At 52.5% G+C, this 26,160-nt stretch carries 24 protein-coding genes; 17 read left to right on the top strand and 7 right to left on the bottom strand.

Annotated elements, in window-relative coordinates; genetic code table 11:
• Position 1 precedes the first annotated feature (1 nt).
• The 4 genes from HMPREF0636_RS00325 (at position 2) to HMPREF0636_RS00310 (ending at position 6,789) form a co-directional block, all read left to right on the top strand.
• The gene (locus tag HMPREF0636_RS00325; protein ID WP_044167623.1) at positions 2-664 is read left to right on the top strand and encodes a DUF4230 domain-containing protein; all 663 of its coding nucleotides are present in this window, start codon (positions 2-4) and stop codon (positions 662-664) included.
• Positions 665-691: 27 nt separating this feature from the next.
• On the top strand, positions 692-1,375 hold the full coding sequence (locus HMPREF0636_RS00320; RefSeq protein WP_044167620.1) for a DUF4230 domain-containing protein: 684 nt from the start codon (positions 692-694) through the stop codon (positions 1,373-1,375).
• Entirely contained in the window at positions 1,372-3,303 is a 1,932-nt protein-coding gene (locus tag HMPREF0636_RS00315; protein ID WP_005467821.1) for an ABC-F family ATP-binding cassette domain-containing protein, read from the top strand. Before HMPREF0636_RS00320 ends, HMPREF0636_RS00315 begins: the two co-directional genes overlap by 4 nt.
• A gap of 984 nt (positions 3,304-4,287) precedes the next feature.
• On the top strand, positions 4,288-6,789 hold the full coding sequence (locus HMPREF0636_RS00310) for a bifunctional UDP-N-acetylmuramoyl-tripeptide:D-alanyl-D-alanine ligase/alanine racemase (protein ID WP_044167618.1): 2,502 nt from the start codon (positions 4,288-4,290) through the stop codon (positions 6,787-6,789).
• Positions 6,790-6,985: 196 nt separating this feature from the next.
• Here HMPREF0636_RS00310 and cls read toward each other — a convergent pair whose 3' ends face one another.
• The 7 genes from cls to HMPREF0636_RS00275 form a co-directional block, all read right to left on the bottom strand.
• Entirely contained in the window at positions 6,986-8,413 is a 1,428-nt protein-coding gene (gene cls / locus HMPREF0636_RS00305; RefSeq protein WP_044167616.1) for a cardiolipin synthase, read from the bottom strand.
• A gap of 37 nt (positions 8,414-8,450) precedes the next feature.
• Positions 8,451-8,903 carry a Rieske (2Fe-2S) protein gene (locus HMPREF0636_RS00300; RefSeq protein WP_044167615.1) on the bottom strand — a complete coding sequence of 151 codons (453 nt, stop codon included), beginning with the start codon at positions 8,901-8,903 and terminating at the stop codon, positions 8,451-8,453.
• 20 nt (positions 8,904-8,923) lie between these two features.
• On the bottom strand, positions 8,924-9,343 hold the full coding sequence (locus HMPREF0636_RS00295) for a hypothetical protein (protein WP_005467825.1): 420 nt from the start codon (positions 9,341-9,343) through the stop codon (positions 8,924-8,926).
• 158 nt (positions 9,344-9,501) lie between these two features.
• Positions 9,502-10,146 (bottom strand): orotate phosphoribosyltransferase, encoded by a 645-nt coding sequence (gene pyrE, locus HMPREF0636_RS00290; RefSeq protein WP_155807252.1) that lies wholly within the window; start codon positions 10,144-10,146, stop codon positions 9,502-9,504.
• Between the two features lie 50 nt (positions 10,147-10,196).
• Positions 10,197-11,000: a nitrilase-related carbon-nitrogen hydrolase gene (locus HMPREF0636_RS00285; RefSeq protein WP_081748357.1), complete on the bottom strand. Its 804-nt coding sequence runs from the start codon at positions 10,998-11,000 to the stop codon at positions 10,197-10,199.
• A gap of 18 nt (positions 11,001-11,018) precedes the next feature.
• Positions 11,019-11,564 (bottom strand): 1-acyl-sn-glycerol-3-phosphate acyltransferase, encoded by a 546-nt coding sequence (locus HMPREF0636_RS00280; protein WP_081748356.1) that lies wholly within the window; start codon positions 11,562-11,564, stop codon positions 11,019-11,021.
• A gap of 31 nt (positions 11,565-11,595) precedes the next feature.
• The gene (locus tag HMPREF0636_RS00275) at positions 11,596-11,889 is read right to left on the bottom strand and encodes a hypothetical protein (RefSeq protein ID WP_044167613.1); all 294 of its coding nucleotides are present in this window, start codon (positions 11,887-11,889) and stop codon (positions 11,596-11,598) included.
• A 366-nt stretch (positions 11,890-12,255) separates the two neighbouring features.
• Here HMPREF0636_RS00275 and HMPREF0636_RS00270 point away from each other — a divergent pair, with 366 nt between their 5' ends.
• The 13 genes from HMPREF0636_RS00270 to HMPREF0636_RS00210 all read left to right on the top strand — a co-directional run bounded on the left by HMPREF0636_RS00270 (position 12,256) and on the right by HMPREF0636_RS00210 (position 26,108).
• On the top strand, positions 12,256-13,251 hold the full coding sequence (locus HMPREF0636_RS00270) for a D-alanine--D-alanine ligase (protein WP_044167611.1): 996 nt from the start codon (positions 12,256-12,258) through the stop codon (positions 13,249-13,251).
• A gap of 14 nt (positions 13,252-13,265) precedes the next feature.
• Positions 13,266-14,429: a 1-acyl-sn-glycerol-3-phosphate acyltransferase gene (locus HMPREF0636_RS00265; protein ID WP_044167610.1), complete on the top strand. Its 1,164-nt coding sequence runs from the start codon at positions 13,266-13,268 to the stop codon at positions 14,427-14,429.
• On the top strand, positions 14,416-15,999 hold the full coding sequence (locus HMPREF0636_RS00260; RefSeq protein ID WP_044167608.1) for a PepSY domain-containing protein: 1,584 nt from the start codon (positions 14,416-14,418) through the stop codon (positions 15,997-15,999). The genes HMPREF0636_RS00265 and HMPREF0636_RS00260 overlap by 14 nt, the downstream gene beginning before the upstream one ends.
• 347 nt (positions 16,000-16,346) lie before the next feature.
• Positions 16,347-17,444, top strand: a complete 1,098-nt coding sequence (locus HMPREF0636_RS00255) for a Nif3-like dinuclear metal center hexameric protein (RefSeq protein ID WP_044167606.1) — start codon at positions 16,347-16,349, stop codon at positions 17,442-17,444.
• A gap of 10 nt (positions 17,445-17,454) precedes the next feature.
• On the top strand, positions 17,455-18,327 hold the full coding sequence (locus tag HMPREF0636_RS00250) for a zinc ribbon domain-containing protein (RefSeq protein WP_211235753.1): 873 nt from the start codon (positions 17,455-17,457) through the stop codon (positions 18,325-18,327).
• Between the two features lie 4 nt (positions 18,328-18,331).
• Entirely contained in the window at positions 18,332-19,882 is a 1,551-nt protein-coding gene (gene tilS / locus HMPREF0636_RS00245) for a tRNA lysidine(34) synthetase TilS (protein WP_044167605.1), read from the top strand.
• Positions 19,883-20,024: 142 nt separating this feature from the next.
• Entirely contained in the window at positions 20,025-20,495 is a 471-nt protein-coding gene (gene greA / locus HMPREF0636_RS00240; protein WP_044167644.1) for a transcription elongation factor GreA, read from the top strand.
• A 27-nt stretch (positions 20,496-20,522) separates the two neighbouring features.
• A complete protein-coding gene (locus HMPREF0636_RS00235) occupies positions 20,523-20,915 on the top strand; it encodes an HIT family protein (protein WP_044167604.1) in 393 nt (130 codons plus the stop codon).
• Positions 20,916-20,923: 8 nt separating this feature from the next.
• Positions 20,924-22,234, top strand: a complete 1,311-nt coding sequence (locus HMPREF0636_RS00230; RefSeq protein ID WP_044167602.1) for a UDP-glucose dehydrogenase family protein — start codon at positions 20,924-20,926, stop codon at positions 22,232-22,234.
• A 449-nt stretch (positions 22,235-22,683) separates the two neighbouring features.
• Positions 22,684-24,324: an ABC-F family ATP-binding cassette domain-containing protein gene (locus HMPREF0636_RS00225; protein WP_044167600.1), complete on the top strand. Its 1,641-nt coding sequence runs from the start codon at positions 22,684-22,686 to the stop codon at positions 24,322-24,324.
• An 83-nt stretch (positions 24,325-24,407) separates the two neighbouring features.
• A complete protein-coding gene (locus tag HMPREF0636_RS00220; protein WP_044167598.1) occupies positions 24,408-25,061 on the top strand; it encodes a phosphatidylserine decarboxylase family protein in 654 nt (217 codons plus the stop codon).
• A gap of 10 nt (positions 25,062-25,071) precedes the next feature.
• Positions 25,072-25,761 carry a CDP-alcohol phosphatidyltransferase family protein gene (locus HMPREF0636_RS00215; RefSeq protein ID WP_044167596.1) on the top strand — a complete coding sequence of 230 codons (690 nt, stop codon included), beginning with the start codon at positions 25,072-25,074 and terminating at the stop codon, positions 25,759-25,761.
• Positions 25,762-25,814: 53 nt separating this feature from the next.
• Positions 25,815-26,108 carry a DUF4834 family protein gene (locus HMPREF0636_RS00210; protein WP_044167595.1) on the top strand — a complete coding sequence of 98 codons (294 nt, stop codon included), beginning with the start codon at positions 25,815-25,817 and terminating at the stop codon, positions 26,106-26,108.
• Positions 26,109-26,160 lie beyond the last annotated feature (52 nt).

Raw genomic sequence — 26,160 nt, 5'->3', positions numbered from 1 at the left:
TATGTCTTTCTCCCGACCTTATACATGGCTTACCTTCAGCGTGTGCCTCTTGCTCCTTACCCTTGTCTCTTGCCGGGGTAAGAGTGCCGAGGAGCGTACCACACCCGTACAAGTCCTCCTGACGGAGGCGCAGGGACTCTCTCGCCTGGAGCTTGCCACAAGTGAGCTCCGTACCACACTGACCCTAGATCCGAAAAAGGATGGTCTCTTCGGCTGGAAGCGACTCTTGGGGACTCGGGAGACGACGATAGAGATCGTGAGCCAAGCCTCTGCGTACTGTGACCTTAGTCGCCTAACGGCCTCGATGGTACACCAGCGTAATGATAGTGTCCTAGATCTTGTCTTGCCTCCAATAGAGGTGTTACGGGAAATGGAGTCTATCCATAGGGTGGTGCAGAGAGAGGCTGACCCGATGCGCTCACGACTAACGGAGAATGAGATTGAGGAGATCCTACGCAAGCAAGAGGCGAAGGTCACTCGCTTCCTAGACGAAAGTCTCCAGCGCATACGCCCCCAGCTCCTCCTAGATGCACGCAGGTCAGCTGAGGCCAAGCTCGGCTCGATGCTACGGGAGCTTGGAGTGACGGTGCATGTCAGCCTTTCCCCGAGCGATGAGGCGGAGAGCCTACGCAATCCCTCTTATACGCCTACACCATCTTCCTAATATACCCGCACCACCTGCTTCTACAAAATGAAGATTATCCGTACAAGCCTAGCCCTGCTTGTTCTGCTCCTCGTCGGATCAGGGCTAGGTATCTACTTCTATCGCTCCTGTACACGGGAGTCAGAGACGAAGCCCGAAGTGACGCCTCTAGAGCTACGGGCAAAGATTACCCAGCGACTTAGACTCATCACGCAGGAGATTACCTATCGACAGTCGGTTAAAGCCTATTCGGGTGACTACATGGCCGAAGGAGTGGCTGATCTCGTGGCGTACGTAAAGTTTGATCTGGAGCACCTAAAAATACAAGAGGGTGGGGGAGATACACTCTACGTCTCGCTCCCTATGCCCCAAGTGGAGCTAGGCCGTCGACCAAGTGGCTCGCACAGCATCAAGTACTACCGCATCACCCAATCGCTCTTTGGCGCACGAGCTGAAGCCACCTCCGATCGGACTGCAATCAAGGACCTGGAGACGAAGATACTATCTCGAGCCTACGAGGATATAATGAATGATCCTCGCTTCCTGCCTAGGGCCAAGGCTGATGCCCGAGAGCAGCTCCAGCAGTTACTCACTACGCTTGCTCCTAACCGCCCGATTATCCTTGTCGAGGAGGTACAGCTCCCAGGTGAAGGCCGCTCTGCCGAAGGGATGTATCCAAAGGACGAGGGGATACACCCGAAGGGCATTGTTCCCCGCCACTCTAACCAATGATTAGCGTCAATAACGTCTCCGTGTACTTTGGGGCTAAGCCCCTCTTTGAGGATATTTCCTTCGTCATCTCCGCTAAGGAGCGCATTGCTCTCGTGGGTAAAAATGGAGCAGGTAAATCTACTCTGCTCAAGCTCCTCGCTGGCATCGATGCGCCGACCGAAGGGGTAATTAGTCGCCCAAAAGACATACGTATCGGTTATCTCCCACAGGTGATGCAGACCAGCGATGAGCGTACGGTGCTCGGCGAATGCCAGCAGGTCTTCAGCCACATCACCTCGCTGGAGCACGAAGTAGAGCGACTAGCCGAGGAGATGGCGACACGCACCGACTACGACAGCCCAGAGTATATGGAGCTGATTGAGCGACATGCTCAGCGCACGGACTTACTCATGATGCAGACGAGTGGGAACATAGAGGCGGATATAGAGCGTACGCTCCTTGGATTAGGCTTTGAGCGCACGGACTTTGACCGACCGACCTCTGAGTTCTCTGGTGGATGGCGCATGCGCATTGAGCTTGCGAAGATCCTTTTACAGCGACCAGACCTGCTCCTTTTGGATGAGCCGACGAACCATCTAGATATTGAGTCCATCCGTTGGCTGGAGCGATTCATCACCTCTGGCTCTACTGCGCTTGTGCTCATCTCGCACGACCGGGCGTTCATTGATGCTACGACGAGCCGAACTTTAGAGATCGAGCTCGGCAAGCTCTATGACTACAAGACGAATTACAGTCATTACCTCACGCTCAGAGAAGAAAGGCTCGAGCAGCAGAGGCGTGCGTACGAGAACCAACAGAAGGAACTACAAGCCACCGAAGACTTCATCGAGCGTTTCCGCTACAAAGCCACCAAGGCCGTACAGGTGCAGAGTCGCATCAAACAATTAGAGCGTATCGAGCGCATCGAGGTGGAGGACATCGATCGTCGAGCTATGCACTTCTCGTTCCTGCCAGCCATTACCTCGGGTGCGTACCCTGTGATCATCGAGGGACTGAGTAAAAGCTACGGCACACATACCGTCTTCGAGGGCGTGAACATGACGATCGAGCGGGGCGAGAAGGTTGCATTCGTTGGGAAAAATGGCTCTGGGAAGTCCACCCTCATCAAGTGCATCATGGGCGAAGTCACTGATTACACTGGCTCTCTACGCTTGGGGCACAATGTCGAGGTTGGTTACTTCGCCCAGACGCAGAGCCAGGAGCTCGACGGCAATCTCACAGTCTACGAGACAATTGACCGAGAGGCGCACGGCCCGATACGCACGAAGATCAACGATTTGCTTGGTGCATTCATGTTCGGTGGCGAAGAATCGGAGAAGAAGATCAGTGTCCTCAGTGGCGGAGAGCGTGGTCGTGTTGCGCTCATTAAGTTATTATTGCGTCCAGCGAACCTGCTGATCCTCGACGAACCGACGAACCACCTCGACATTCGTTCTAAAGAAGTCCTCAAGGAAGCAATAACTCGCTTCACGGGGACAGTGATTGTCGTCTCGCACGACCGTGAATTTCTTGACGGACTTGTCTCACGTGTCTACGAGTTTCGCTCGGGGCGTGTGACCGAGCATATTGGGGGTATCTACGATTGGTTACAGAAACGCGACCGAGAGGACAATACATTCCCCAGCTCATTATCTGAACTTTCGCCGAGTGCAAAGGCCACGACCTCTGCCCCCATTAGCTCAGGTGCGGAGGACTATCAGCGACAAAAGGAGCAGGCTAAAGAACGCCGTGCCCTAGAGAAGGAAATCAAGGCCACCGAAGAGCGTAGTGAAGCGATCGATACTGAGTTGCGCATGCTCGAGACCCAGCTCTCCGATCCCCAGCATGCTACTGATGCAACGCTCTTCAGTCGCTATCAAGCTCTCCGCTCCGAGCAAGAGAGCCTGCTAGCTCGTTGGGAGGAACTGGCGATGAAACTTGACCTTTAGCCGAGTCCATCAGCGTATTTCCTTACTAAAAAGCCTACCCACGTGCGTGATGTGGGTAGGCTTTTTATTGTCTCACCGAGATAAACCGCTCCGATTAGCCTTAACTTACAGAGCAGACATGTTGAAGTAAGTCACGTAATAAGTTGAGCGATGCCTATAATATAGGTGTGCTTTTTGCTTTCTCTATAAGATAAACCACTGTAATTATTAGGATAAATCACTTCGATTACCGAGGTAAAATGACGTGATTAACCTTCTCTCCATGACGAAATGTATAAGGACAGGAAGTATAAGCAATTGAAGACATGAAGAAAAGATACTATAGTACCAAGAGAACGTAGCCTAGTATACGATGCAATATAGCTTAGGTACGGGACTAGAATAGCTAAGGGATTCCTCTAAAGTAGCTGATGTACTATATGAAAATGGCTTAGATTCTTAAAGAGGGTGTATTACAATTGTTTTCATTTATAAGTTAAATCATTCTAGAGTAAATTCATGGGGCTAAGGGAAGAAATTGAAGTGTTTTGACGAACTCATTTAGGGTGCTTCTAAAAGTACCTAATCAGTCGAAGAAATTTACCTAATCAATCTGGAAAAAGTACCTAATAATTTTCTGAAATGATTAGGTACTTTTTCCAGATTGATTAGGTACTTTTTGGAGGTGGGTCAATTACTTTTGATGGCTTGTTTGGTTGTGTTCTGATATAGAGTAGTTTATGTTGGATGAGAAGTGGTTGAAATTCGACTGAATTTTGCACCTTCTTCTCATCGAGAGACCAGCTTTGTTCTCTTAATGGTTTAGCTAATTGTGACTGGATGTATCCCCTTATTCGTCTGGAAATACCTTAAACCAATCGTTAAAATGAACTGTGGTTTGGAAACAATAATTTACTGTTTGAGGCTTGAGTGAAGGAAGTTTGCTTCCGAAGATATACTGATAGGAGGCTCTTTGTACCTTTGTGGATAGTTAGACATCATGATATGGATAGACTAGTTACCCCAGCCTTTGCCCCAGAGGAGCTGAAAAGGCTTCTGAAGACAGAGCTTCCGACGCTCGAGGGAAGCTGTAGTGTGAGACACATCTTGACCGACAGCCGCTCCCTTGTCAGTCCGCAGGACACGCTTTTTGTAGCTATCCCCACCGAATCGGGCGATGGGCATCGATACGTTGCTCAGCTCTATGAGCGGGGTGTTAGAAGTTTCGTCATCGAGCGTTTACCAGACGAAGCACGTAGGGGTGAGTGGCAAGCGAACTGGTTCGTAGTACCTTCGTCTGTGAAGGCATTGCAGCAGATCGCCGCTCTGCATCGTGCTCGCTTCCCTCGATTAGAAACCGTTGGCATCACGGGAAGTAACGGGAAGACCGTCGTCAAGGAGTTCCTTTACCAACTATTGCACCCCACGCTACACATTATACGTTCCCCGCGGAGCTACAACTCGCAGATCGGCGTCCCACTATCTGTACTGGGCATCGAAGCATCAGATGAATTGGGGCTCTTCGAGGCGGGCATCTCCAAGCCACATGAGATGAAAGCGCTCCGAGATGTTATTCAGCCGACCATCGGCGTGTTTACCTATCTGGGCAGTGCGCACCAAGAGAACTTCGCCTCTTTAGAAGAAAAGCTCCGGGAGAAGATACAGCTCTTCACCCATTGCCATGCTCTTGTCTACGGAGAAGATAGTATCGAGGTGAGCAAGATGATGCAGGCGACCTTCCCCGAGGCTCGTCATCTGACCTGGAGTAGAATGAACCCCAAGGCCACGCTCTATCTACAGCAGTCCGTCGCAGAGGGTGATCGCACGCATCTCTCATGTATTATCCACGGAGAGCGACACCAAATCGTCATCCCGTTCACCGACGCCGCCTACATCGAGGACTGTCTGTGTGCCATCACAGTAGCTAGTCTTGTCGCACCTGAACTGATCAGTGACCCTCTTCCTTGGGCAACGCTCCGACCTGTAGAAATGCGTCTGGAGGTGAAGAACGGTGTCTCGGGAAACACACTCATCAATGACGCCTACAGCTGTGACCTACAGTCGCTCTCGATTGCACTGGACTTCCTGCGCAGACGTGCTTCTGCTACGGCCGCTCGTCCAGTGGTTTTGCTCTCGGATATTGAGGGAAGTGGCCTCAGCGATGAGGAACTTTACAGCGAAGTGGCTAGTCTGCTCCGAGGTTATGAAGTAAGTGATCTCATTGCAGTAGGTAAGCACATCACCGAGCATGCGCATCTTTTCACGGGGATACGGGTCACTCCCTTTCCTACGACCGATGCGCTCCTACACTCTGAGGCTCTAAGGACAATCACAGGAAGCTGTATTCTGATTAAGGGCGCACGTCGCTTCGCCTTCGAGCAGGTCTACCGCCGCCTCTCTACTCAGGAACATCAGACGGTATTAGATATTGATCTCAGCGCCGTGGTGCATAACTTAAACTACTATCGTTCGCTCCTTCCGCCGAATCATCCGCTTGTCTGCATGATTAAAGCTGATGGATACGGCATCGGTGCCTTTGAGCTGGCTCGTACCTTGCAGGAGCACCGAGTGGAATATCTTGCAGTGGCGGTCGCAGATGAAGGGAGAGAGCTTCGGGAGAAGGGTATCCGTACGCACCTGATGATTATGAATCCTGAGGTCGCAAGTGCAGAAACACTCTTCACGCACCATCTAGAGCCCGAGGTTTATAGCTTTGAGCTCCTCTCTGGTTTAAGAGAGCAGGCCGTGAGGTTAGGTGTCAGGGACTTCCCAATTCATATTAAAGTGGACAGCGGTATGCATCGATTGGGCTTTGCTTTAGAGGAGATGGAGCAACTGGGACAGCTACTTTCCGTTTGTCCTGAGTTAAGAGTGAGCACAATCTTTAGCCACTTAGCTACGGCTGATGAGCCAGAAAAGAGCGAATATGTCCATCAGCAGTACGCGACCTTTATGACAGCGAGTGACCAACTGACTGCTGCACTGGGCTATCGACCCCAACGACATATCCTTAATACAGCAGGTATCGAGTGCTATGCTGAATATGCGCTTGACATGGCTCGCCTTGGAATCGGTCTCTATGGCTTTAGCCCGACGGGCAGGCGTGAGGTAGAGCCGATTGCTCGGTTCACTACTGTTGTCCTGCAGGTCAAGACTCTTCAGCCAGGACAGTATGTAGGCTACGGCTGTATGGGGCAAGTAAATCGTCCTTCGCGTATTGCGGTCATCCCTGTTGGTTACGCTGATGGCTTCAGTCGGAGACTTAGTCGTAGGGCGTATTCAGTCTCCGTTCGTGGTGTACTTTGCCCAACGCTTGGGAATGTATGTATGGATGCGTGCATGATTGACGTGACGGATGTGCCAGGGGTAGAGGTTGGGGATCAGGTAACACTCTTCGGGAGTGAAGACCTTCCACTAGCGGGGGTGGCCGAAGTTTGTGGCACAATCCCCTATGAAATCTTGACCAGCATTTCTTCTCGTGTCCAGCGTCGCTACTGGCGTGAGTAATTTATCCCAATATACCTTATAGTCTCTGCTTATACGGTACCCAAGAAACAGCACTGCCCCCATGGTCTTAAAACCATGGGGGCAGTGCTGTTTCTTAGAAGCTCTATAAATCTGTCCAAGGAACTCTAGTGATTCGTTATGACCGCACCAGAGAATTGCCACGAAATCCCTAGTAGTTTTTGAGAGGAGGAGGGGACTAGAGCATCGGAGCAAAGAGACGCATGAAGGACTCTGCTAGGCGAGTGAGCCCATTTCGTCTCTCCCATTCTGTGGCTGTGAGTAGTTGACAGGACTTCTTGTCTGCTTCAAAGAGGGAGAGCAAGCGCTTTGTTATCCCAGAGTCGTAGACAATACCCGAGATCTCGAAGTTATGCTCCAGACTGCGGAAATCCATGTTGGCAGAGCCAATTGAAGCAAGGCTCTCGTCAATCATGAGGAGCTTGGAGTGCAGGAAACCCTCTGTGTAGCGGTAAATCTTTATCCCTGCCTCCAGCAGGAGGCTGAGGTAGGAATTGGCAGCGTAGGTAGTGAGCTTGGAATCTGTCCGCTCAGGAAGCATGAGCTCCACCTCTACGCCAGCCAGAGCTGCGGTGACGAGGGCGTTGTTTAGGTTCTCCGTGGGGAGGAAGTAGGGGGTCTGGATGCAGATTCGTCTATTCGCTCTCGAAATCATGTAAATGATTGCCTGCTCAATGGAGCGCCAGTGGCTGATGGGGCCACCTGAGACGAATTGTACAGAGGGGGAATATTCGTTGGCCGGGACAGCGGGGGCAAAGTAGCGATCCATGTTCACCACTTTGCGAGAGACCGTGTACCAGTCTATGAGGAAGGAGCTTTGGAGACCTGCAACTGCTACTCCCGTGATACGAAAATGGGTATCTCGCCAACGTCCTAGCTCGTTGCCCGTGAGGTAACGCTGGGCAAAGTTCATCCCCCCGACGTAGCCAATCGCTCCATCAATGACGACGATCTTGCGGTGATTTCTATAGTTTACTGTGGTGGAGAGGAGAGGGAAGGCTACACGCATGAAGGCATAGACTTGTATACCGACAGAGCGCATACGGCTCCAGTAGCCTTTGGGGACACTATAGGAGCCGAGGTGATCGTAGATGATACGTATGGTTACGCCCTCCTTGGCCTTGCGAATCAGTAGTTCGGTGAGGCGATCCAGTACGTTATCTGCAGCGAAGATATAGGCCTGTAGATGGATGTATTCTTCGGCTTGCTCTAGGTCTTGGAAGAGAGCTTCATACATGTCTTCTCCCCAAGCATAGATATCGAGGGATTGGAGCTGGAGGAGGGGGGAGTTTGAGTTGTGCTGTATGAGTTCGATGAGCCGTAGGTGCTCCTCGGTATCTTGGCGTTTTCGTTGGAGATTCTTGGATAGAGAGAGCTGCTGTGGTCGTCGCATCAGACGACGATAGAAGCGCCTACTGATGCTATGTAGACGTCGCTGATCCTGACCAAATACAATGTAGGTCATGATTCCCAGCACTGGTATCAAGCCGACGATGAGTATCCAGGCAGAGGCCTTGAGGGGATTACGGTTCTCGCTGAGTACAGTGCCGATGACCCCAAGGACGGTAAGCGTGTAGGCGATGACTAGCCAGCTGGAGTAATCCATAAAGTAGGTGGGGTGAGGGAACTAGAGAAGATGCTTGCTAGTTCGAGACTACTAGGTGGTCACGCCCTAGGGAGCGTACAGTATAGCGTCGTAGAGGAGACTGCGCAATACCCTCTTCAGGTCGTCCTGTTCCTTGGAGTACCTCGAAGGCACTTCGACAGCGGGGGCATACAAGCCTTGAGTTTTCTACCATCAGTGATACGATCTCGTTTGTCTCTACCGGACACTGCAGGTCGAAGGCATAGAATGTGTTCTCCTGCTCTATAGAGCGCACGACAGCAATTCCTGCTCTACCGATGCGCTCCTGAGCTGTACTTGGCTCCGTGATGCGTACTATCCCTCCGGGAGAGAGTAAGGCTCGGTGACGAGCATCTTGGAGGAAGAGGTTGTAGTAGATAGGAGAAGCTGGGACACTCGGCTCTACAGCCTCTCCACATGCCTGGAAAAGTAGAGAAAAAAGGAGGAAGACACTGATGAGGTAGCGTGCCATAGGAGAGGGAGATCTTCGCCTTAGTAGGGAAGGCGTGCGAGCATATCTGCAAGCTTCTCAACGCCATCTTGGAGCTTACTGCCAATCATCTTTTGAACAAAGAAGTTGAGTTCTGCTCGTAGTGTTAGACGTAGACGAGTGTCACTTGCATTTGGCTCGATAAGCTGAATCCAAATCGTGAGGTCGAGGGGAGATTGGTTGGTGGCTAACTTGATTGTTCCCTCGGGCTCTCGCTCTGCAATATGCAAGACTAGCCTACCAGCTCCTGGGATGACGAAGGCACAGCTATCTCTATCTATGGGCTCTATCTGAATCTTTTCCTTGGCTTCCTCTGGGAGATGTTCTCTCACAGAGGCAAGACCATTGAGGTCGGAGAGCCGCTCATAGACACGATGGCGAGGGGCAGGGATGCTCTTTATCGAACTGATGTAATCACTCATAGAGATACTTCTGTCGTTGTACTTGGTTACAGATAACAACTTTGCTGTAACGGAGATAATTTATCCGAGAGCGGAGGACGAATTTGAGGAGGAAGGAGCTGATTACTTTAGTAAAGGGAGTGTGACAGCTCTTTGTGATTTAGTATGTAGTAGGATAGCTAGGGCTTGCCCGTCCAGGCCGCAGGGGACTTCCTCCATTCCTTGAGCAGGCTTTCATCCTCTTGGGATATGTATCCAGTAGCTAGGGCTTCTGTGATTACTGTGTCGTAGTTGCTAAGGGTAATAAGAGGAACGGCAGCTTGCTCAAAGGCTTCGACAGCCTGAGGGAAACCATGCGTGTAGACAGCAACCATTCCAAGGACGGAGCTCCCTGCTTGGCGAAGCGCTTCTACGGCCTTTAGACTACTACCTCCTGTAGAGATAAGGTCTTCGATGACTAGTACCTTACTCCCCTGAGGTAGCTCTCCCTCAATCTGATTTCCCATGCCGTGATCCTTCGCTTGTGGACGTACATACACGAAGGGTAGATCTAGTAAATCGGCCACTAGAGCTCCCTGAGCAATAGCTCCTGTGGCTACACCTGCAATTACCTCTGCGTCCCCGAAGGAGTTGCGCACGACGTCGGCTAGCTCTTCCTTGATGAGCGTACGTACTCTGGGTGAGGAGAGAGTTACACGATTGTCACAGTAGATGGGAGACTTCCATCCCGAGGCCCATGTGAAGGGTGTGTTGGGCTGGAGCTTAACAGCCTTTACAGCGAGTAGAGCCTCTGCGATACGCTCTGCGGTTGTCTTTATATTCATTGGGAAATGTGAGGTCTATTGCCTAGACTACAGAAGGAGTAGGCGGTTGATTAGTTGAGGTGCAGGGTGAAGCTATCAGCATCTTCCCACACTGGGAATTTATGACGAAGTTCCGAGAGAGGAGTGTAGTCTAGAGTGGCGAGGAGTATCTCTTCTTGGCTTTCTTTTGCTTCGGCTAAGGTCTCTCCCCGTGCATTAAGAACGGCGGAGTCTCCTGTATAAAACAAGCCCTGTGGATCTTCTCCCACCCGATTAACCCCTATGGCGTAGCAGAGATTTTCCATAGCACGAGCACGGAGGAGGGTAGAGAAGACTCTACGGCGAGGGCGTGGCCAATTGGCTACACAGATCATGAGGTCATATTCATTCTGCCTATTCCTGCACCATACAGGGAAGCGCATATCGTAGCAGATAACGGGTAGGATACGCCAGCCGTGGAAAGTAAAGATTGTCCGCTCCATAGCTGGAGAGACGAAGGCACGCTCACCTCCTGGTGCAAAGAGATGTCTCTTGGGCTGAAGTTGTGCTTTCCCCTCTTGGTCGAAAAGGAAAAACATATTGTAGACTTTTCCCTCATCCCACTCTGTGAGGTAGCTTCCTGCCAAGGCGACTTGATACTCTGAGGCTATCTTTTGCAAGAAGGTATAAACCTCCCCCTTCTGACTATCCGCCCTCTTTGCAGCCTCTGCCGAGAAACCAGTGGTGATTGTCTCTGGAAATATAATGAGGTCAGCTTGCCCTTGTAGCTGTTGTACGTAGCGTTCTATTTGCTGACAGTTCCCTGAAATATCATTCCAGAGGATGGTACACTGTACTACAGCTATACGTATGGGGGAGGGTGTCTGATTAGGCATGGTGCGAGAGGGGGTGGCCTATGGAGTGTATTGCTCTGGATACTTAGCTTGATTAGCTGAGAAGCGAGAACGGATGTAGGCCAAGTCAGCCTCTAGGTCACCTGTTGGGTGGAAGACCTCGAAGATCCCTACCTCATGCTTCTGATAGTCTAGGACAGCGAGTTCGATAGGCAATTCTGCAGCAACAGCAATGTGGTAAAACCCACTCTTCCATTTCTCTGAACGAGATCTCGTTCCTTCGGGCGTGATGGCGATGTGCATCTGTCCTTTACGCTTGAGTAGTTGCTGGATGCGGTCTACTGTTTGGCTACGCTCTTTGCGATTGACGGGAATGCCCCCGAGGGCACGAAGTAGGTAGCTAAGCGGGAAGAAGAACCAATCACTCTTCATCAAGAAGCCAGACTTAATCCCGACAGCCCAAGAGTAGAGGAGGCCAATCAAGAAGTCCATGTTACTCGTATGTGGAGCCACACAAATGACGCTCCCCGAGGGATGATCTTGGGGTAGGGGCAGTATGTGCCATCCGAGCAGACGTAGTAGGCTTAGAGCTAGTTTCTTTCGCAAGGGGAGAAGTGATACTTATGGAGAGTGCTGACTAAAGCCCCTCAATGAATTGGTCTAAGCGATCGGAGATGTTCTGGGTTGAGGTCTGGATATGCTCTCTAAGCTGTCGATAGTAGTTCTTGACGAGAGCGGGGGTGTCCTTCCCATCAGGATGATCGATACGACGGAGGGTATCATCGGTGAAGATCATGATGTCATCCATCAGTTCCTCCAGCTCACTTTCCATTGCTTCACTCCCTGCGACGGAGCGGATAATCAGCGCCTCATCAAAGAGTAACATGACCTCGGCGATGACCTCTTTCTTTAGTTGTCTCTTGCTTGCCATATATGTTTTGTTCGTAGCTGAGGAGCTAGCTAAACTTCATGTAGCTATTCCTCAAGTACTACGCAAAGATAGTAGAATATAATGAGGTGAGCTTGGCTGGAGTTTGATGTGTTGATGGCATCTGATATATAGGTATAGGGTGCGGGTAGATATATGGCCTAGATATCTAGATATACACGTGAAATAACCCTCATATAAACCAATGTGCATGCGTAAGTGCCACCTATCTGCCTTTGGAGTTATGGGTAGAGGATAAGGAGAGAATGGTGTTATCGGGGGAAAGTATGATGTCATGAAGCGAGAAATGAGGTACTTTTGTCACTGATTGATAGTGTCCACAAGGACGTTAAACAAGCAATTCTAGATATGAACTTACCCAATATAGCTGTCGTAGCAGGTGGATATTCGGGCGAATATGCCGTATCTCTACGCAGCGCTTCTGGTATCCTCTCTTGGATCGACCGCAGTGCTTTCTCTCCTTACTTAGTCGTTGTGGAGCGGGAGGGCTGGTACGTCCATCTGGAGGAGGGGAGCGAGCCTATCCCAGTGAACAAGGATGACTTTAGCTTCCTCAGTCCTACGGGGCGGATACGCTTTGATTATGCCTTCATCACGGTACACGGTACCCCAGGGGAGAATGGGCTTTTGCAGGGCTACCTTGATCTGGTCGGTGTGCCCTACAATACGGGGGGTGTACTGACCGAGGCGCTGACCTTCAGTAAGTATCACTGCAATCGTTACCTTGCCTCCTTCCCTCATCTGCGGGTAGCGGACTCGGTACGTCTGCGCCAGGACATGCCACAGCCCTCGTCGCATGAGCTCGTAGAGCGTCTTGGGCTTCCTCTCTTCGCCAAGCCCAATGCGGGAGGGTCGAGTGTAGCGACTTCTCGGGTGGATACAGAGGCAGAGCTGGAGCGAGCTATCCGTGAGGCCTTCACCGAGTGTGACGAAGTACTCCTCGAGCGGTTCATCGCTGGCGTGGAGGTCACCTGCGGGTGCTATGAGGCTGGGGGAGCCCTTCATCCTCTGCCCGTGACGGAGGTTGTCCCCAAGGGGGCTTTCTTTGACTTCGATGCCAAGTATAACGGCGCAGTTGAGGAGATTACCCCTGCACGCATATCTCCCGAAGCTACTGCGCTCATCCAGCAGCTGACCTCGGAGATTTATCGCCATATAGATGCTCGGGGGATCATACGTGTAGACTATATCATCGAGGCAGATGGCCTGCCTACGCTTCTAGAGGTCAATACGACCCCAGGTATGACTCCTACGAGCTTCATCCCTCAGCAGGTAGCAGCTGCTGGGCTTACGATGCCTAAGGTGCTCACCTCTATTATTCGTGAACGCCTGCCTCAGGCTTAATCTCTACAACCACTATGGATACGGAGAAATATAAGAGCATTCGCCCTCTGACTCCAGAGGAAGTACCTGCTGCTACTGCTCAGCTCACCTCTCTAGCTCCCCTGCGTGAGGTCTACGAGAGCCTCGGGCTAAGTGCCAGTTGGGACGAACTGATGGCTGTGCTAAAGACCTGTCGCAGTGTCGAGGACTTTAAACGTAAGGTCAGCTACCATTGGGTCAAGCACATCATGGCACACTGCTGTCGCTCTGTCGAGCTAACCGGCACGGAGCATATCTCACAGGCGGGTGCCTACACCTATATCTCTAACCATCGAGATATTATCTTAGACTCAGCCTTCCTCAACGTACTCCTTGCCGATGTAGGGGCAGTCTTCCCCGAGATAGCTATCGGGGATAACCTCATGATCTATCCTTGGGTAGAGACCTTGGTTAAGCTCAATGGGAGCTTCCTCGTGCGCCGTAACCTGCAGGGCAGGGAAGTCTTGCTCGCTGCCAAACTCCTCTCGGAATACATGCACGAGGCGGTGGGCGAAGGTAAGAGCCTGTGGATCGCTCAGCGTGAGGGACGTGCCAAGGATTCCTCCGATGAGACACAGCCTGCTCTGCTGAAGATGCTTAGTCTAGGCTCGGGACAGCGAGAGGCGGTAGCTGCGCTTATGCCCCTGAATATCGTCCCCGTGACTTGTAGCTATGAGTATGATCCCTGTGACTATCTCAAGGCACAGGAGATGCAACTCAAGCGAGATGTCGACGGCTTCAAGAAGAGCTCCGAGGATGACGGCATAAATATGAAGACGGGGGTCTTTGGCTGGAAGGGACGTGTCTCCTTCCATGTGGGGCGACCTCTCTCAGAGCTCCTCGTGGGGATCGACTTGCCCGAGGGTGATCAAGCCCGTTATGCCAGCCTAGCGGCTGTACTGGATCGGGAGATCCATCGGGGCTATGCCCTCTATCCAATCAACTATGTAGCTGCCGATGAGCTACGGGGCGAGACCTCCCTCAGCCAGCACTATACGCCCGACGAACGTGCCGAGGCTCTCCGCTACATCGATACCCGTATTGCGCTCATACGTTTGCCCGAAGGCCTTGCCCCCGATGAGCCTTTCCTCCGTAAGGCACTTCTAACGATGTATGCCAACCCTGTGTACAACAAGCTAAGGGCCCATGATCCGAGCTAAGAAGCTACACAAGTACCTAGGCATCCCCCTTTGTTTCCTCCTCTTCCTCGCTGCCCTCTCTGGGGTTATCCTCAACCATCGTGACCTGCTGCAGCAGGTAGATGTCCCCCGTACTCTGCTCCCGAAGGGCTACCTCTTCGATCATTGGAATAATGGTGCTGTCCGAGGGGTGTTGCGCTCTGATAGCCTTGCCTATATCTATGGAGGGGTTGGGGTATGGCGCACCGATAGCGCGCTGTCGGCACCTGCGGTACGCCTCGATAAGGGCTTTGTCAAGGGTGGGGATGAAGCCAAGATCATGTCGATGGCACGAGACCGAGAGGGTCGAATCTGGGTAGCCTCGCAGTATCGTCTCTATAGACTCGATAGCTCGGGGGAGCGATGGGAGCAGCAACCTATGCCTTCCTCCGTACAGGGGCGACTAGCTGACCTGCAGATCCGTGGGGACAGTGTACTGCTCCTTAGCCGTTCGCTCCTCTATACACGCTCCCTATCTAGCCCCGAATGGACGACCTACGAGCTGGGCAAGCCCGATGGATATACCGGGCGCATCCTGCTCTTCCAGATTGTGTGGGCGCTACATAGTGGAGAGTACTTCGGTCTAGCAGGTCGCCTCATAGTGGACTTCATCGGTCTGCTGGTGATGGCGCTGTGTCTGACGGGGATCTTCTACTCTCTGTATAGTCATAGGCTGATGGGGAAGAAGAATAAGCGAGGGACGAAGAAGGCCTCAGAGGCCAAGCAACGTCTCTCTCGGAAACTCTCCTTCCATTTCAAGCTACATAAGAGGCTTGGCACTAAGCTCTTCTACATCGTTCTCTTTGTCTTCGTTACGGGCTGGCTACTGCGTCCTCCTATGATGCTTCCCCTCATCTTCACCGAGGCTAGACCCAATAGCTTCAGCCCACTCTACAGCGATAACCCTTGGTTTGATCGCCTTAGAGCCATCCGATATGACGAGGTGAACGGCTCGTGGCTTCTCTCTACGAGTGAAGGCTTCTTCACCCTCTCCTCCTTTACCGCGAAGCCCGAGAAGTGGATCTACCAGCCACAGATCAGTCCAATGGGGATCAATGCCTTCGCCCAGCGACCTGACGGCTCTTGGCTCATGGGATCATTCACGGGACTCTTTGAGGTGCGTCCTGGACATCCTGATGCTGTCCGCAATTACTTCACCCACGAGGTAATCCGTGAGGTGAAGATGGGGCGACCCGTAGGCACCTACGCTGTCTCTGGGCTACTTGCAGGGGAAAATGCAGAGCAAGACCTCGTCTTCCTCTACGACAAGGGGGCGGTAAGACGTACGGATAAGGGCGAGGACAAGGCTCAGCAGACGGCTTTTACTCCCCAGCCCAGCGAACTGAACCGTATGCCTTTCTCCCTCTGGCAGGCTGCGCTAGAGCTCCATGCAGGTCGCCTCTATAAGCCCTTCTTGGGTAAGTGGGGGACGGACCTCTTTATCTTCTTCCTTGGCTTGGCATCTATCATTGTCCTCGTCACGGGGCTTCGCTCACGAAGGCGCAAGCGCAAGGCCGAGCAACCTCCCTCCTCCAGCGAAACTACCTCCTAGTCGGTAGCCCCGCTCCCTCCCATTACTTTTCCCTTCCCCCGAGGTTTAGCTTGCGTGTAGGCTAAGTCTCGGGGATACTTTTTTCTCTGCCGATCCTATCGGGTGGGCTCGTCCTATGATACTGTCTCTGGTTGCTAGGAGGTATCCTCGGTACCTCCTCTGAGGTATCGGGTATACCTTCTCTGAGGTACTGAGGGTACCTATGGAGAGGTATCGGGGTAACCTCTTTAGGGATATATTAGTGACTGTATGGCAGGCATGGAGAGGTAGGGAAAGGAGCTGAAGGTACGAGGGAAAATTAGCTACCTTTGGGGGTGAAAATAAAGAAGGACTAGAAACAGCAGTTTATGATACGAGTACACGAGGTATGGGAGGCCCTAGAGGCAAAGATTCCTTCGGCTCTGCAAGAGAGCTATGACAACTGTGGGCTTCAGGTTGGGGATTCTTCGGCAGTAGCTACAGGTGTCCTCTGCTGTGTAGATGTCACCGAAGCTGTTATCCAAGAGGCCATAGAGCGGGGAGCAAATGTCATTATAGCCCATCACCCCCTCCTATTTAAGGGGCTGAAACGCATCGGCACCTCGAGCTATATCGAGCGGTGTGTGCGCCTAGCCCTCCAACATGGCATCAGTATCTATGCTGCTCACACTTCGGCGGATAATGCCCCCGAGGGGCTGAACTACCTGCTGGCTCGTGACCTTGGTCTCAAGCAGGTGCGGGTACTAGAGCCTTCTCCAAATTTGCTCGTGGAGCTGGTGACCTTTGTTCCCCGTGCCCATACCGAGGCTGTCTCAGCTGCTCTCTGGGAGGCAGGGGCAGGCCGTCTAGGAGCTTACGATAGCTGTAGCTACCGCTCTCAGGGCGAAGGTACGTTTCGTGCGCTCGATGGTGCACAGCCCTTTGTAGGGCAAGTGGGTACCCTACATAGAGAGCAAGAGGATCGGTTGAGCGTTGTCTTGCCTGCCTACCTTCAGAGCCGTGTGGAGGAGGCTCTCCTTCGCTCCCATCCCTACGAGACCCCCGCTTATAGCTTTGTGGGTCTGCAGAATCAGGATCGGACTACCGGTAGTGGTATCATCGGGGATCTCCCAGAGCCTCTCCCCTTGCGCACCTTCCTCTCCGAGGTAGAGAGCTACTTTCATACACGACAGCTACGCTATAGTGTTACGACGAAGGAGTGCGTCAGCCGAGTGGCCTTATGCGGGGGAGCAGGGGCATTCCTCTGGAGGAAGGCTCGGGCACTAGGCGCCGATATCTTCATCACGGGCGAGGCAAAGTATAACGACTACTTCGACTGCGAGGGCGCTCCCGTCCTCGTCACAGTCGGTCACTATGAGAGCGAGCGAATTGCCTCCCAGCTCTTTGCCCAAGTCATCTCAGAGAAAATAGCTAACTTTGCGGTCTATCAAAGCGAGCTAGACTCGAACCCTATAACAGTGCTTTAGCACAATTACAATGGCGAAAGAAACAACGAAAAAGACTACAACGACAGCAAAGAAACCAGCGAAGAAGGCTACGACCAGCAAGGCAAAGGCAAAGCCTGTCGTAGAGCAAGCTGTCGTAGAGCCTACTAGCGTCCCTCGTGATCCTGGTGTGGCAGATAAGCTCATTGCTCTGAGCCGTCTACAAGAGACCTATACGAAGATCGACCACATCAAGACCCTGCGTGGCGAGCTCCCCTTGGAGGTACAAGACCTAGAGGATGAGCTAGCTGGCATGGAGACACGTCTAAAGCACCTCGAGGAGGACAACAAACGTCAGAAGCAAGGTATTGCCACCGAGAAGGCTCGTATCGTAGACGCAGAGGAGAAGATCCAGCGCTACAAGGAACAGCTTAACAACGTCAAGAATAACCGTGAGTACGATAACCTAGCGAAGGAAATAGAGTTTCAGGGTCTTGAGATTGAGCTTTCGCAGAAGCGTATCAACGAGGGGAACGTAGATCTCCAGCAACGCTCCGAGCGCATCTCTGAACTGAAGTCCACGATTGCTGAGCGACGTACCGCCCTAGAGGCCAAGCAGGAGGAGCTAGCACGTATCAAGAACGAAACCAAGCAAGAGGAGGAAGCTCTACGAGCAGAGGCCATCAGCTTAGAGGAAGGGATTGAGGAGCGTCTGCTTCATGCCTTTAGCCGTATCCGTGAAGGAGCCCGTAATGGACTGGCTGTTGTTCCGATTGACCGCGATGCTTGCGGAGGTTGCTTCAATAAAATTCCCCCCCAGCGTCAGGTAGACCTGAAGCTCCACAAGAAGATCATTGTCTGCGAGTACTGCGGACGTATCTTGGTCGATCCTGAGCTGATTGAGGAGGCTCACCAGCACCCCTAGCTCTATGTCTCATCGGCTCGTAGCACGGGTCGCAGAGACGATTCGCTTTCACCAGCTCCTGCCTAGCGGGCAGGAGCAGATATACCTTGCCATCAGTGGGGGTGCAGATTCTGTAGCCCTACTGATGGCTTTTCTTGCTCTAGGCTATGCGGAGCAAGTGACGCTCCTGCACTGCAACTTTTCCTTGAGAGCAGAGGAGAGCGATGGAGATGAGGCGTTCGTTCGAGCTCTAGCTACCACACACCACTTACCCCTTTATGTCCAGCGATTTGACACTCGTGCCTACGCGCAATCTCACGGAGGAATGTCTCTGGAGATGGCGGCAAGAGAGCTACGCTATGGCTGGTTTGCTTCCCTGAGAAAAGAAGCGAAGAGTCCTACTCTGATTGCCGTTGCCCATAATGCAGATGACCAGATAGAGACTCTGCTTCTTAATCTATCCATGGGGACGGGGCTAAGGGGGTTGAGTGGGATGCCTTACCTGAAAAGAGAGGAGGGGATTATTCGTCCCTTGATGGACTGTCCGAGGGCACTTGTCTTGGACTACCTTCAGTCCCTCGGGCAAGCGTTCCGTGAAGACAGTACCAATGAAGACGTACGCTATCGGCGTAACTTCATTCGCCATCGCCTCCTGCCTACACTGGAGGAGTTGAACCCTTCCTTTCGCAGTGTCGCCCTACGTACCATTGATAACCTTCGTGGGGTAGAGGCACTCTTCTTAGAGCATATAGAGCGTTACCGTGCCGAGTTGCTTGGAGAGCGAGGGATAGAGATAGCAGGTATCCTAGCCTCACCTTCCCCCGAGACCCTCCTTTTCGAGCTGTTGCGACCCTATGGCTTTTCCCGGGATGTTCTGCTTGAGATAGCCTCCAATCTTCGTGAGGGATCTGCTGGTGCTCGCTTTTTTTCTCCTCAGTACACGCTTATTCGGGCAAGCCAGTATCTAGAGCTTCGTCCTCGAGGAGAGGAGCAAGAGTCCTTCGTCGCTACGCTAGATATATCTATGGATGGGAGGCTTGTCCTTCCTTGGGGAGACATGCGATCTTCTCGTTTAGCCTCATCGTCGCTATCTCCCTCTACACCGTTGCTTCCTCTAGGGGATTTGTCCTTAACTGATGAAGAAGCCTCCTTGTCAATTTCTCTCGAGCATTCCTTCCCATCTGTTGAGGTCTCCCCAGAGTTAGGGGTAGGGGTGGCTGTGCTGGAATGGACAATCGAGCCTTGTCCTCAGCCTTATGAGAGCTTGCTCCCTCTTTCCTCCAACGAGGCCGTATTTGATTACGAGGCTCTTGCCACTACCGAGCTCCATATCCGTAGACGAAGAGCAGGAGATGCTCTCTATCCCTACGGCATGAAGGGGCGAAAGCTCCTGCGCCGTATCTTCATCGACGGGAAATACACTCATCAGGAGCGAGAGGTAGCACTCGTTGTCTGCAAGGAAGATGAGATCCTTTGGCTTGTAGGGCGGTTAGCTGACAGACGGTATTGCCTTACTCCTCGGACGAAGACCCTCCTGCGTCTGAGGCTCATCCTACCTGTCTCTCCTTTACAATAATTTATCGTACCTTTGTGAGCGAACCCTACGACAGCTAATGGCTGGAGTAGGGTTCGCTATTGTAGCGAAAATATGGATACAGCCTGCTCCTCTCTGGGGCTGGCTTCAAACTAAAAGGAGGTTCATCCTCCTACTACCCAATATGGCATACAACTATATGACCCAAGCTGGCTACGACAAGCTCGTAGCTGAGATCAACGAACTCGAAGCAGTTCATCGCCCCGAGATCTCACGCCAGATTGCCGAGGCTCGTGACAAGGGCGATCTATCTGAGAACGCAGAGTATGATGCTGCCAAAGAAGCGCAGGGACTACTCGAGGGTAAGATTGCGCAGCTCAAAGCAACGCTGGCAAATGCTCGTATCATCGACGAGTCACGCCTCTCCACCGACAGCGTACAGATCCTGACGAAGGTAACCATACGCAATGTCAAGACAGGGGCGGAGCTTACCTACACACTCGTCTCGGATCAGGAGGCGAACTTGAAGGAAAAGAAAATCTCCGTGAACACCCCAATCGCTAAGGGGCTCATAGGAAAGAAAGTCGGGGACGTTGCCGAGGTACAGACACCCGGTGGTCTCCTGACCTTTGAGATACTGGATATTTCCATTTAGCTTGTCCTTCGAAGGACTGTCCTTACTATGGCAACGCTCTTCACACGCATCATTGAGGGTGAGATTCCCTCATACAAGGTGGCAGAAAGCGAGGATTTCTACGCTTTCCTTGACATCAACCCCGTTCAGCCCGCCCACACCCTCGTTGTCCCGAAGCAGGAGGTAGACTATCTCTTTGATTTGGACGATGAATACCTTGGTCGCATGATAGCTTTTGCTAAGCAGGTGGCTCGGCGCATTCAGGATGTCACGGCTTGTCGTAAGGTGGCTGTGCTTGTGCTTGGCTTGGAGGTAAATCACGCACACATCCATTTGGTCCCAATCAACACCGAGGGGGATATTGATCTGAAGCACAAGCTCCAGCTACCGAAGGAGGAGATGGAGCGCATTGCCGAGGCTCTGCGCAAAGCTAATCACTAGTCCCTGCTATGCGTATTGCTATCGTTGGTATTGGCTACGTCGGTCTGGTCAGTGCGGCGTGCTTTGCTTCGCTGGGCGTGGAGGTCTTCTGCGTCGATGTGGACGCAGAGAAGATTGATGGGCTACGTCGGGGCATCATTCCCATTTACGAACCTGGGCTGGAGGAGCTGGTGCGCCAAGGCACGGAGGCTGGACGCTTACACTTTGGTACGTCTATCGCTGACGTCCTACCGCACGTAGAGATTGTCTTCAGTGCTGTGGGCACGCCACCCGACGAGGATGGCTCGGCTGACCTACGACATGTGCTCTCCGTAGCTCGAGCCATCGGGGAGGCAATGACGGACTACTGCCTCGTAGTGACGAAGAGCACAGTGCCGGTGGGTACGTGGCAAAAGGTACAAGCAGTGATTGCCGAGCAACAGAGGCAGCGTGGTGTCAGCATCCCGTTCGATGTGGCGTCAAACCCCGAGTTCCTCAAGGAAGGTAACGCCATTCGTGACTTCATGATGCCCGATCGGGTCGTTGTCGGTGTGAATACCGAGCGAGCCAAGGAGCTAATGACCCGTTTGTATAAGCCCATCCTGCTAAACAACTTCCGTGTGCTCTTCATGGACATCCCTTCGGCCGAGATGACGAAGTATGCTGCCAACGCCATGCTGGCCACACGCATCAGCTTCATGAACGAGGTCGCACGCCTGTGCGAAGCTGTCGGGGCGAACGTCTCCGAGGTGCGTAAGGGCATGGGTGCCGATGCACGCATTGGGAGCAAATTCCTTTATGCGGGCTGTGGCTATGGCGGGTCGTGCTTCCCGAAGGATGTGCAGGCCTTTATCCAAACCGCCCGTGAGCATGGCTCGCGGATGCAAATCCTCGAGGCCGTGGAGGCGGTGAATGAAGCGCAGAAGCACGTCCTCTTCGAGAAGTTCGTGGTACATTACGGCGGGCAGGTCAAGGGACGCAAGGTGGCCGTCTGGGGATTGGCGTTTAAGCCAGAGACGGACGATATGCGCCAGGCACCTTCGGTAGTTTTGATTGAATCGTTGCTACAAGCAGGTTGCGAGGTGGCGGTTTTTGATCCCGTGGCGATGGACGAAGCCCGCCGTTACCTAGGGCAGCGTGTTCGCTACGCCGAAGATCTGTACAGCTCTGCGCTGGATGTAGACGCTATCTTCCACGTGACCGAATGGAAAGCGTTCCGCATGCCTACGTGGGAAGTGCTACGACGCTCGGTGCGAGAGCCCCTACTGATCGATGGGCGGAATGTCTTCGACCGAGAGCCTGTGGAGGCAGGTTTTACGCTGCTTCAGATCGGGCAATAATTCCCTAAGTCTTTAGGTTGATTTTGCACCCTATATACGGTGCAAAAATTAGGTATATACGGTGCAAGTGCACCCTATATACGGTGCTGATGCACCCAATATACGGTGCAAACGCACCCAATATACGGTGCTGATGCACGGTATATACCTTCTGATTGCAGGGTATGAGGGTTTGAAAATTAAGCACTTATCCTCCCGTTTGCGACCAATATACCTCGCATTTGCGACGTATATTGGTCGCGAGTGCGAGGTATATACGTCGCAAATGCGAGGTATATTGGTCGCAAAAGCCCCCAGTAAGGGTCGCCTTGGCAAGGACTAATCCTCGGCCTTGCAACCATAGGGCGAGCGTCAGCAAGGTGTATTGCTGGCAGGCGTTTGGGGGTAGGTTGGCAGGGCGAGACGGGGCTTCCCTTTCGCAAGGCCTTTGAAATGTAATTTATAACACGATGATTTCAGTTGATTCCCTAACCGTAGAGATCGGTGGGGCACCACTTTTCTCCAATATTTCGTTCGTAATTAACCCGAAGGACCGCATTGCTCTGATGGGCAAGAACGGTGCTGGGAAAAGTACACTGCTGAAGATCCTCAGCGGTAGCCGTGAGGCCACACGTGGGAAGGTTGCCGTGCCGGAGGGCGTCACCGTGGCGTACTTGCCACAGCATCTGATGATCGAGGATGGCCGTACGGTCTTCGAGGAAGCCGAGCAAGCCTTCAGCCACATCCATCAGATGGCAGAGCGTATGGAGGTGCTGAATCAGGAGCTGACAAGCCGTACCGACTACGATAGTCCCGAATATATGGCGATTATCGAGGAGGTCACTGCACTGGGAGAAAAGTACTACGCCATCGAAGAAATCAACTACGATAAGGCGGTCGAACTGACACTGCTTGGCTTGGGCTTTCGCCGAGAGGACTTCGGACGGCAGACCTCAGAGTTCTCGGGTGGCTGGCGTATGCGTATCGAGCTAGCGAAGCTCCTACTGCGTCGCCCCGATGTGCTCCTGCTCGACGAGCCTACTAACCACCTCGACATCGAGTCTATTCAGTGGCTGGAGGACTTCCTCGTGGAGAGCAATCAGACTGTCGTGGTCATCAGCCACGATAGAGCGTTCGTGGACCGCATTACTACGCGCACCATCGAGATAACTGGCGGACGCATCTACGACTACAAAGTCAATTATACTGAGTACCAACGCCTCCGAGCCGAGCGAAGAGAACAGCAACAACGTGCCTACGACGAGCAACAAAAGTTCATTGCCGAGACGGAGGAGTTCATTGAGCGGTTTAAGGGAACTTATTCAAAGACCAACCAAGTGCAAAGCCGTGTGCGCATGCTAGAGAAGCTGGAGCGAGTAGAGGTGGATGAGATTGATACGTCTGCTATCCGCCTGAGCTTCCCACCAGCTCCACGCTCGGGGAACTATCCCGTGGAGATGGCAGGCGTAGGCAAAGCGTTTGGAGACAAGCGGATCTTCTCGCACGTAGACCTGATGATCGAGCGTGGAGACAAGATTGCCTTCGTTGGGAAGAACGGTGAGGGCAAGAGTACGCTCGTGCGCTGCATCATGAACGAGCTCGACCATGAAGGGACACTGAAGCTGGGACACAACGTGCATGTTGGCTACTTTGCCCAGAATAGTACCGCTACGGAGGATGAGACCCGCACTGTCTTCCAAGTAATAGATGATGTGGCAGAGGGCGACATTCGCACGCGGATCAAGGACTTGCTCGGTGCATTCATGTTCGGTGGCGAGGCATCGACCAAGAAAGTCAAGGTCCTCAGCGGGGGTGAGCGCACACGCCTTGCCCTACTGAAACTCTTGCTGGAGCCCTACAACCTTTTGATCCTCGACGAACCGACGAACCACCTCGATATGAAGACGAAGGAAGTCCTCAAGGCTGCACTCCAGCGGTATGATGGCACACTCATCCTCGTTTCGCACGACAGAGACTTCCTCGACGGACTGGTGAGCAAGGTTTACGAATTTGGGGGCGGGAAAGTGACCGAGCACCTAGAAGGTATCTACGAGTTCATGCAACGAAAGAAGCTGGAGAACCTTAGGGAGCTGGAGCGAGCTACGTCCTAAATGAAGCATCCAGCTGTGAAAGCCCTCGTTTTTCCGTACTTTTGCACAGAATTATCAGACATCTGCTTACAGACAAAATAGAAATGTTATTACACAAGGAAGGAAAAGGCCCACTCTGTGGCTTTGCTCTCGGCTTGATTGGCATCAATGCCTTCATCGCCCTCTATGCTGGTGCATTTAGTGTCATCCCTGTCGTTATCTCTCTTGCTTTTTTCCTCGGAGTGCTGAACTTTTTCCGCTACGAGCCACGAAAGCATTCGACAGGAGATAGGGAAATTGTTTGCCCAGCAGACGGACGCATCGTAGTGATTGAGGAGACGGACGAAACCCAAATCCTCGGTTGCCGTTGCCTGCAGGTCTCTGTCTTTATGAACGTCTTCGACATGCACGTGAACTGGGTTCCCTGCAATGGGACGATTGAGCATGTATCACACACGCCAGGGCGTTTCCTCTCTGCGCACCTCCCCAAGAGCAGTACCGATAACGAACGCTCAGCTGTCGTTATTCGTAGTGAGGGAGGAGATCCCATCCTCGTGCGCCAAGTAGCAGGTGCTATCGCACGTCGCATCGTTACTTATCCCGAGGTCGGGCAAAAGGTTGGTATCAACGAGAATCTGGGCTTCATCAAGTTTGGTTCGCGCGTGGACCTTTATCTTCCTCTCGGCACCGAAGTGCACGTGAAGGTCGGGCAGCGTGTAAAGGGGAATATTACCGACATCGCCACGCTCCCCCGCTAAGCTTCTACTCATGAGTATCAAGAGACATATCCCCAACGCTATTACTTGCGCCAATCTCCTCTCTGGAGTACTTGGCATCGTACTCTCCTTCCAAACGCAAGATATAACGCTTGGGGCACGGTGCATTGTCCTAGCTGCCGTATTTGACTTCTTCGACGGGCTTGTGGCAAGACTTCTCGGCGTAACGAGTGCGATTGGTAAGGATTTGGACTCGCTTGCCGACGTCGTGAGCTTCGGTGTTGCACCATCCATTCTTGTTTATCAGGGTTTGAGTCAGCTTACGGGTGGTAGTCCTTGGGCCTATGGGATATTCATCCTGCCTGCCTTTGCAGCCCTGCGCCTAGCGAAGTTTAACAACGACACACGGCAAGCCACCTCCTTCCTTGGCCTGCCCGTGCCGTCAAGTGCGCTCTTTTGGATTGGATGTGCGTTTGCCATTCCCTCAATTAGCTTTACGATTGGCTCCCAGCTGACGCTCATCACATACCTTGTCCTAGCAGTGATTCTCTCTGCGCTTATGGTGAGTGACTTCCCAATGTTTTCTTTTAAGCTAAAGAAAGCACCCCTGAAGGCTCTTTGGCGTCAGATTGTCCTTGTTGTCATAGCTCTTGTGGCTGTGGTCTTCGAGGGCTGGTTTGGTTGCACTCTGACTATCATTGCCTACATTTTCCTTTCGCTTCTCCCCGCTAGGGAAGCTTAGTTTGGCACGCTCTTTGCCCTTGCTAGAGCATGTATCATCTATAATAGGTAACAATGAAAGGATTCATCATCTTCCTACTTATATTATGGGTGCTCTGGTTCTTCCGTGCACGCATCCAGGTATGGCTTCTCAGCCACATCTTACGTCGGGTGCAGGAGCGTATGGGAGGCGATGGGGCAGGAGACTACTCTCGGCAGCAACGTACGTCAAGCCGAGGTAGTAGTCGAGGCTCGAGTGCCGGTTCAGCTAGCCAACAGAAGCAGGAATTAGACGATATCGAAGCCCGCAAGTTTGAGCGTGCCGCATCCGATGAGTACGTGGACTTCGAGGAGCTTCCAAAAGAATAATGTGATGAGCGATGTGATAGCAGTGTAAATCCTTCGCACTGTAACGTAAACA

The sequence above is a fragment of the Porphyromonas catoniae ATCC 51270 genome (assembly GCF_000565015.1).
GTDB lineage: Bacteria > Bacteroidota > Bacteroidia > Bacteroidales > Porphyromonadaceae > Porphyromonas > Porphyromonas catoniae.
Note: the sequence above shows the minus strand (reverse complement) of the source record. Positions and strands in the feature narration are given on the sequence as shown.

What these genes read in the sequence shown, in the direction of transcription:
- HMPREF0636_RS00275 (WP_044167613.1), bottom strand. Translation starts at nt 11,889, where the DNA reads ATGGCAAGCAAGAGACAACTAAAGAAAGAGGTCATCGCCGAGGTCATG.
- cls (WP_044167616.1), bottom strand. Translation starts at nt 8,413, where the DNA reads ATGGATTACTCCAGCTGGCTAGTCATCGCCTACACGCTTACCGTCCTT.
- HMPREF0636_RS00295 (WP_005467825.1), bottom strand. Translation starts at nt 9,343, where the DNA reads ATGAGTGATTACATCAGTTCGATAAAGAGCATCCCTGCCCCTCGCCAT.
- pyrE (WP_155807252.1), bottom strand. Translation starts at nt 10,146, where the DNA reads ATGAATATAAAGACAACCGCAGAGCGTATCGCAGAGGCTCTACTCGCT.
- HMPREF0636_RS00270 (WP_044167611.1), top strand. Translation starts at nt 12,256, where the DNA reads ATGAACTTACCCAATATAGCTGTCGTAGCAGGTGGATATTCGGGCGAA.
- HMPREF0636_RS00265 (WP_044167610.1), top strand. Translation starts at nt 13,266, where the DNA reads ATGGATACGGAGAAATATAAGAGCATTCGCCCTCTGACTCCAGAGGAA.
- HMPREF0636_RS00210 (WP_044167595.1), top strand. Translation starts at nt 25,815, where the DNA reads ATGAAAGGATTCATCATCTTCCTACTTATATTATGGGTGCTCTGGTTC.
- HMPREF0636_RS00285 (WP_081748357.1), bottom strand. Translation starts at nt 11,000, where the DNA reads ATGCCTAATCAGACACCCTCCCCCATACGTATAGCTGTAGTACAGTGT.
- HMPREF0636_RS00315 (WP_005467821.1), top strand. Translation starts at nt 1,372, where the DNA reads ATGATTAGCGTCAATAACGTCTCCGTGTACTTTGGGGCTAAGCCCCTC.
- HMPREF0636_RS00220 (WP_044167598.1), top strand. Translation starts at nt 24,408, where the DNA reads ATGTTATTACACAAGGAAGGAAAAGGCCCACTCTGTGGCTTTGCTCTC.
- HMPREF0636_RS00250 (WP_211235753.1), top strand. Translation starts at nt 17,455, where the DNA reads ATGGCGAAAGAAACAACGAAAAAGACTACAACGACAGCAAAGAAACCA.
- tilS (WP_044167605.1), top strand. Translation starts at nt 18,332, where the DNA reads ATGTCTCATCGGCTCGTAGCACGGGTCGCAGAGACGATTCGCTTTCAC.
- HMPREF0636_RS00260 (WP_044167608.1), top strand. Translation starts at nt 14,416, where the DNA reads ATGATCCGAGCTAAGAAGCTACACAAGTACCTAGGCATCCCCCTTTGT.
- HMPREF0636_RS00235 (WP_044167604.1), top strand. Translation starts at nt 20,523, where the DNA reads ATGGCAACGCTCTTCACACGCATCATTGAGGGTGAGATTCCCTCATAC.
- HMPREF0636_RS00225 (WP_044167600.1), top strand. Translation starts at nt 22,684, where the DNA reads ATGATTTCAGTTGATTCCCTAACCGTAGAGATCGGTGGGGCACCACTT.
- HMPREF0636_RS00325 (WP_044167623.1), top strand. Translation starts at nt 2, where the DNA reads ATGTCTTTCTCCCGACCTTATACATGGCTTACCTTCAGCGTGTGCCTC.
- greA (WP_044167644.1), top strand. Translation starts at nt 20,025, where the DNA reads ATGGCATACAACTATATGACCCAAGCTGGCTACGACAAGCTCGTAGCT.
- HMPREF0636_RS00320 (WP_044167620.1), top strand. Translation starts at nt 692, where the DNA reads ATGAAGATTATCCGTACAAGCCTAGCCCTGCTTGTTCTGCTCCTCGTC.
- HMPREF0636_RS00230 (WP_044167602.1), top strand. Translation starts at nt 20,924, where the DNA reads ATGCGTATTGCTATCGTTGGTATTGGCTACGTCGGTCTGGTCAGTGCG.
- HMPREF0636_RS00310 (WP_044167618.1), top strand. Translation starts at nt 4,288, where the DNA reads ATGGATAGACTAGTTACCCCAGCCTTTGCCCCAGAGGAGCTGAAAAGG.
- HMPREF0636_RS00300 (WP_044167615.1), bottom strand. Translation starts at nt 8,903, where the DNA reads ATGGCACGCTACCTCATCAGTGTCTTCCTCCTTTTTTCTCTACTTTTC.
- HMPREF0636_RS00255 (WP_044167606.1), top strand. Translation starts at nt 16,347, where the DNA reads ATGATACGAGTACACGAGGTATGGGAGGCCCTAGAGGCAAAGATTCCT.
- HMPREF0636_RS00215 (WP_044167596.1), top strand. Translation starts at nt 25,072, where the DNA reads ATGAGTATCAAGAGACATATCCCCAACGCTATTACTTGCGCCAATCTC.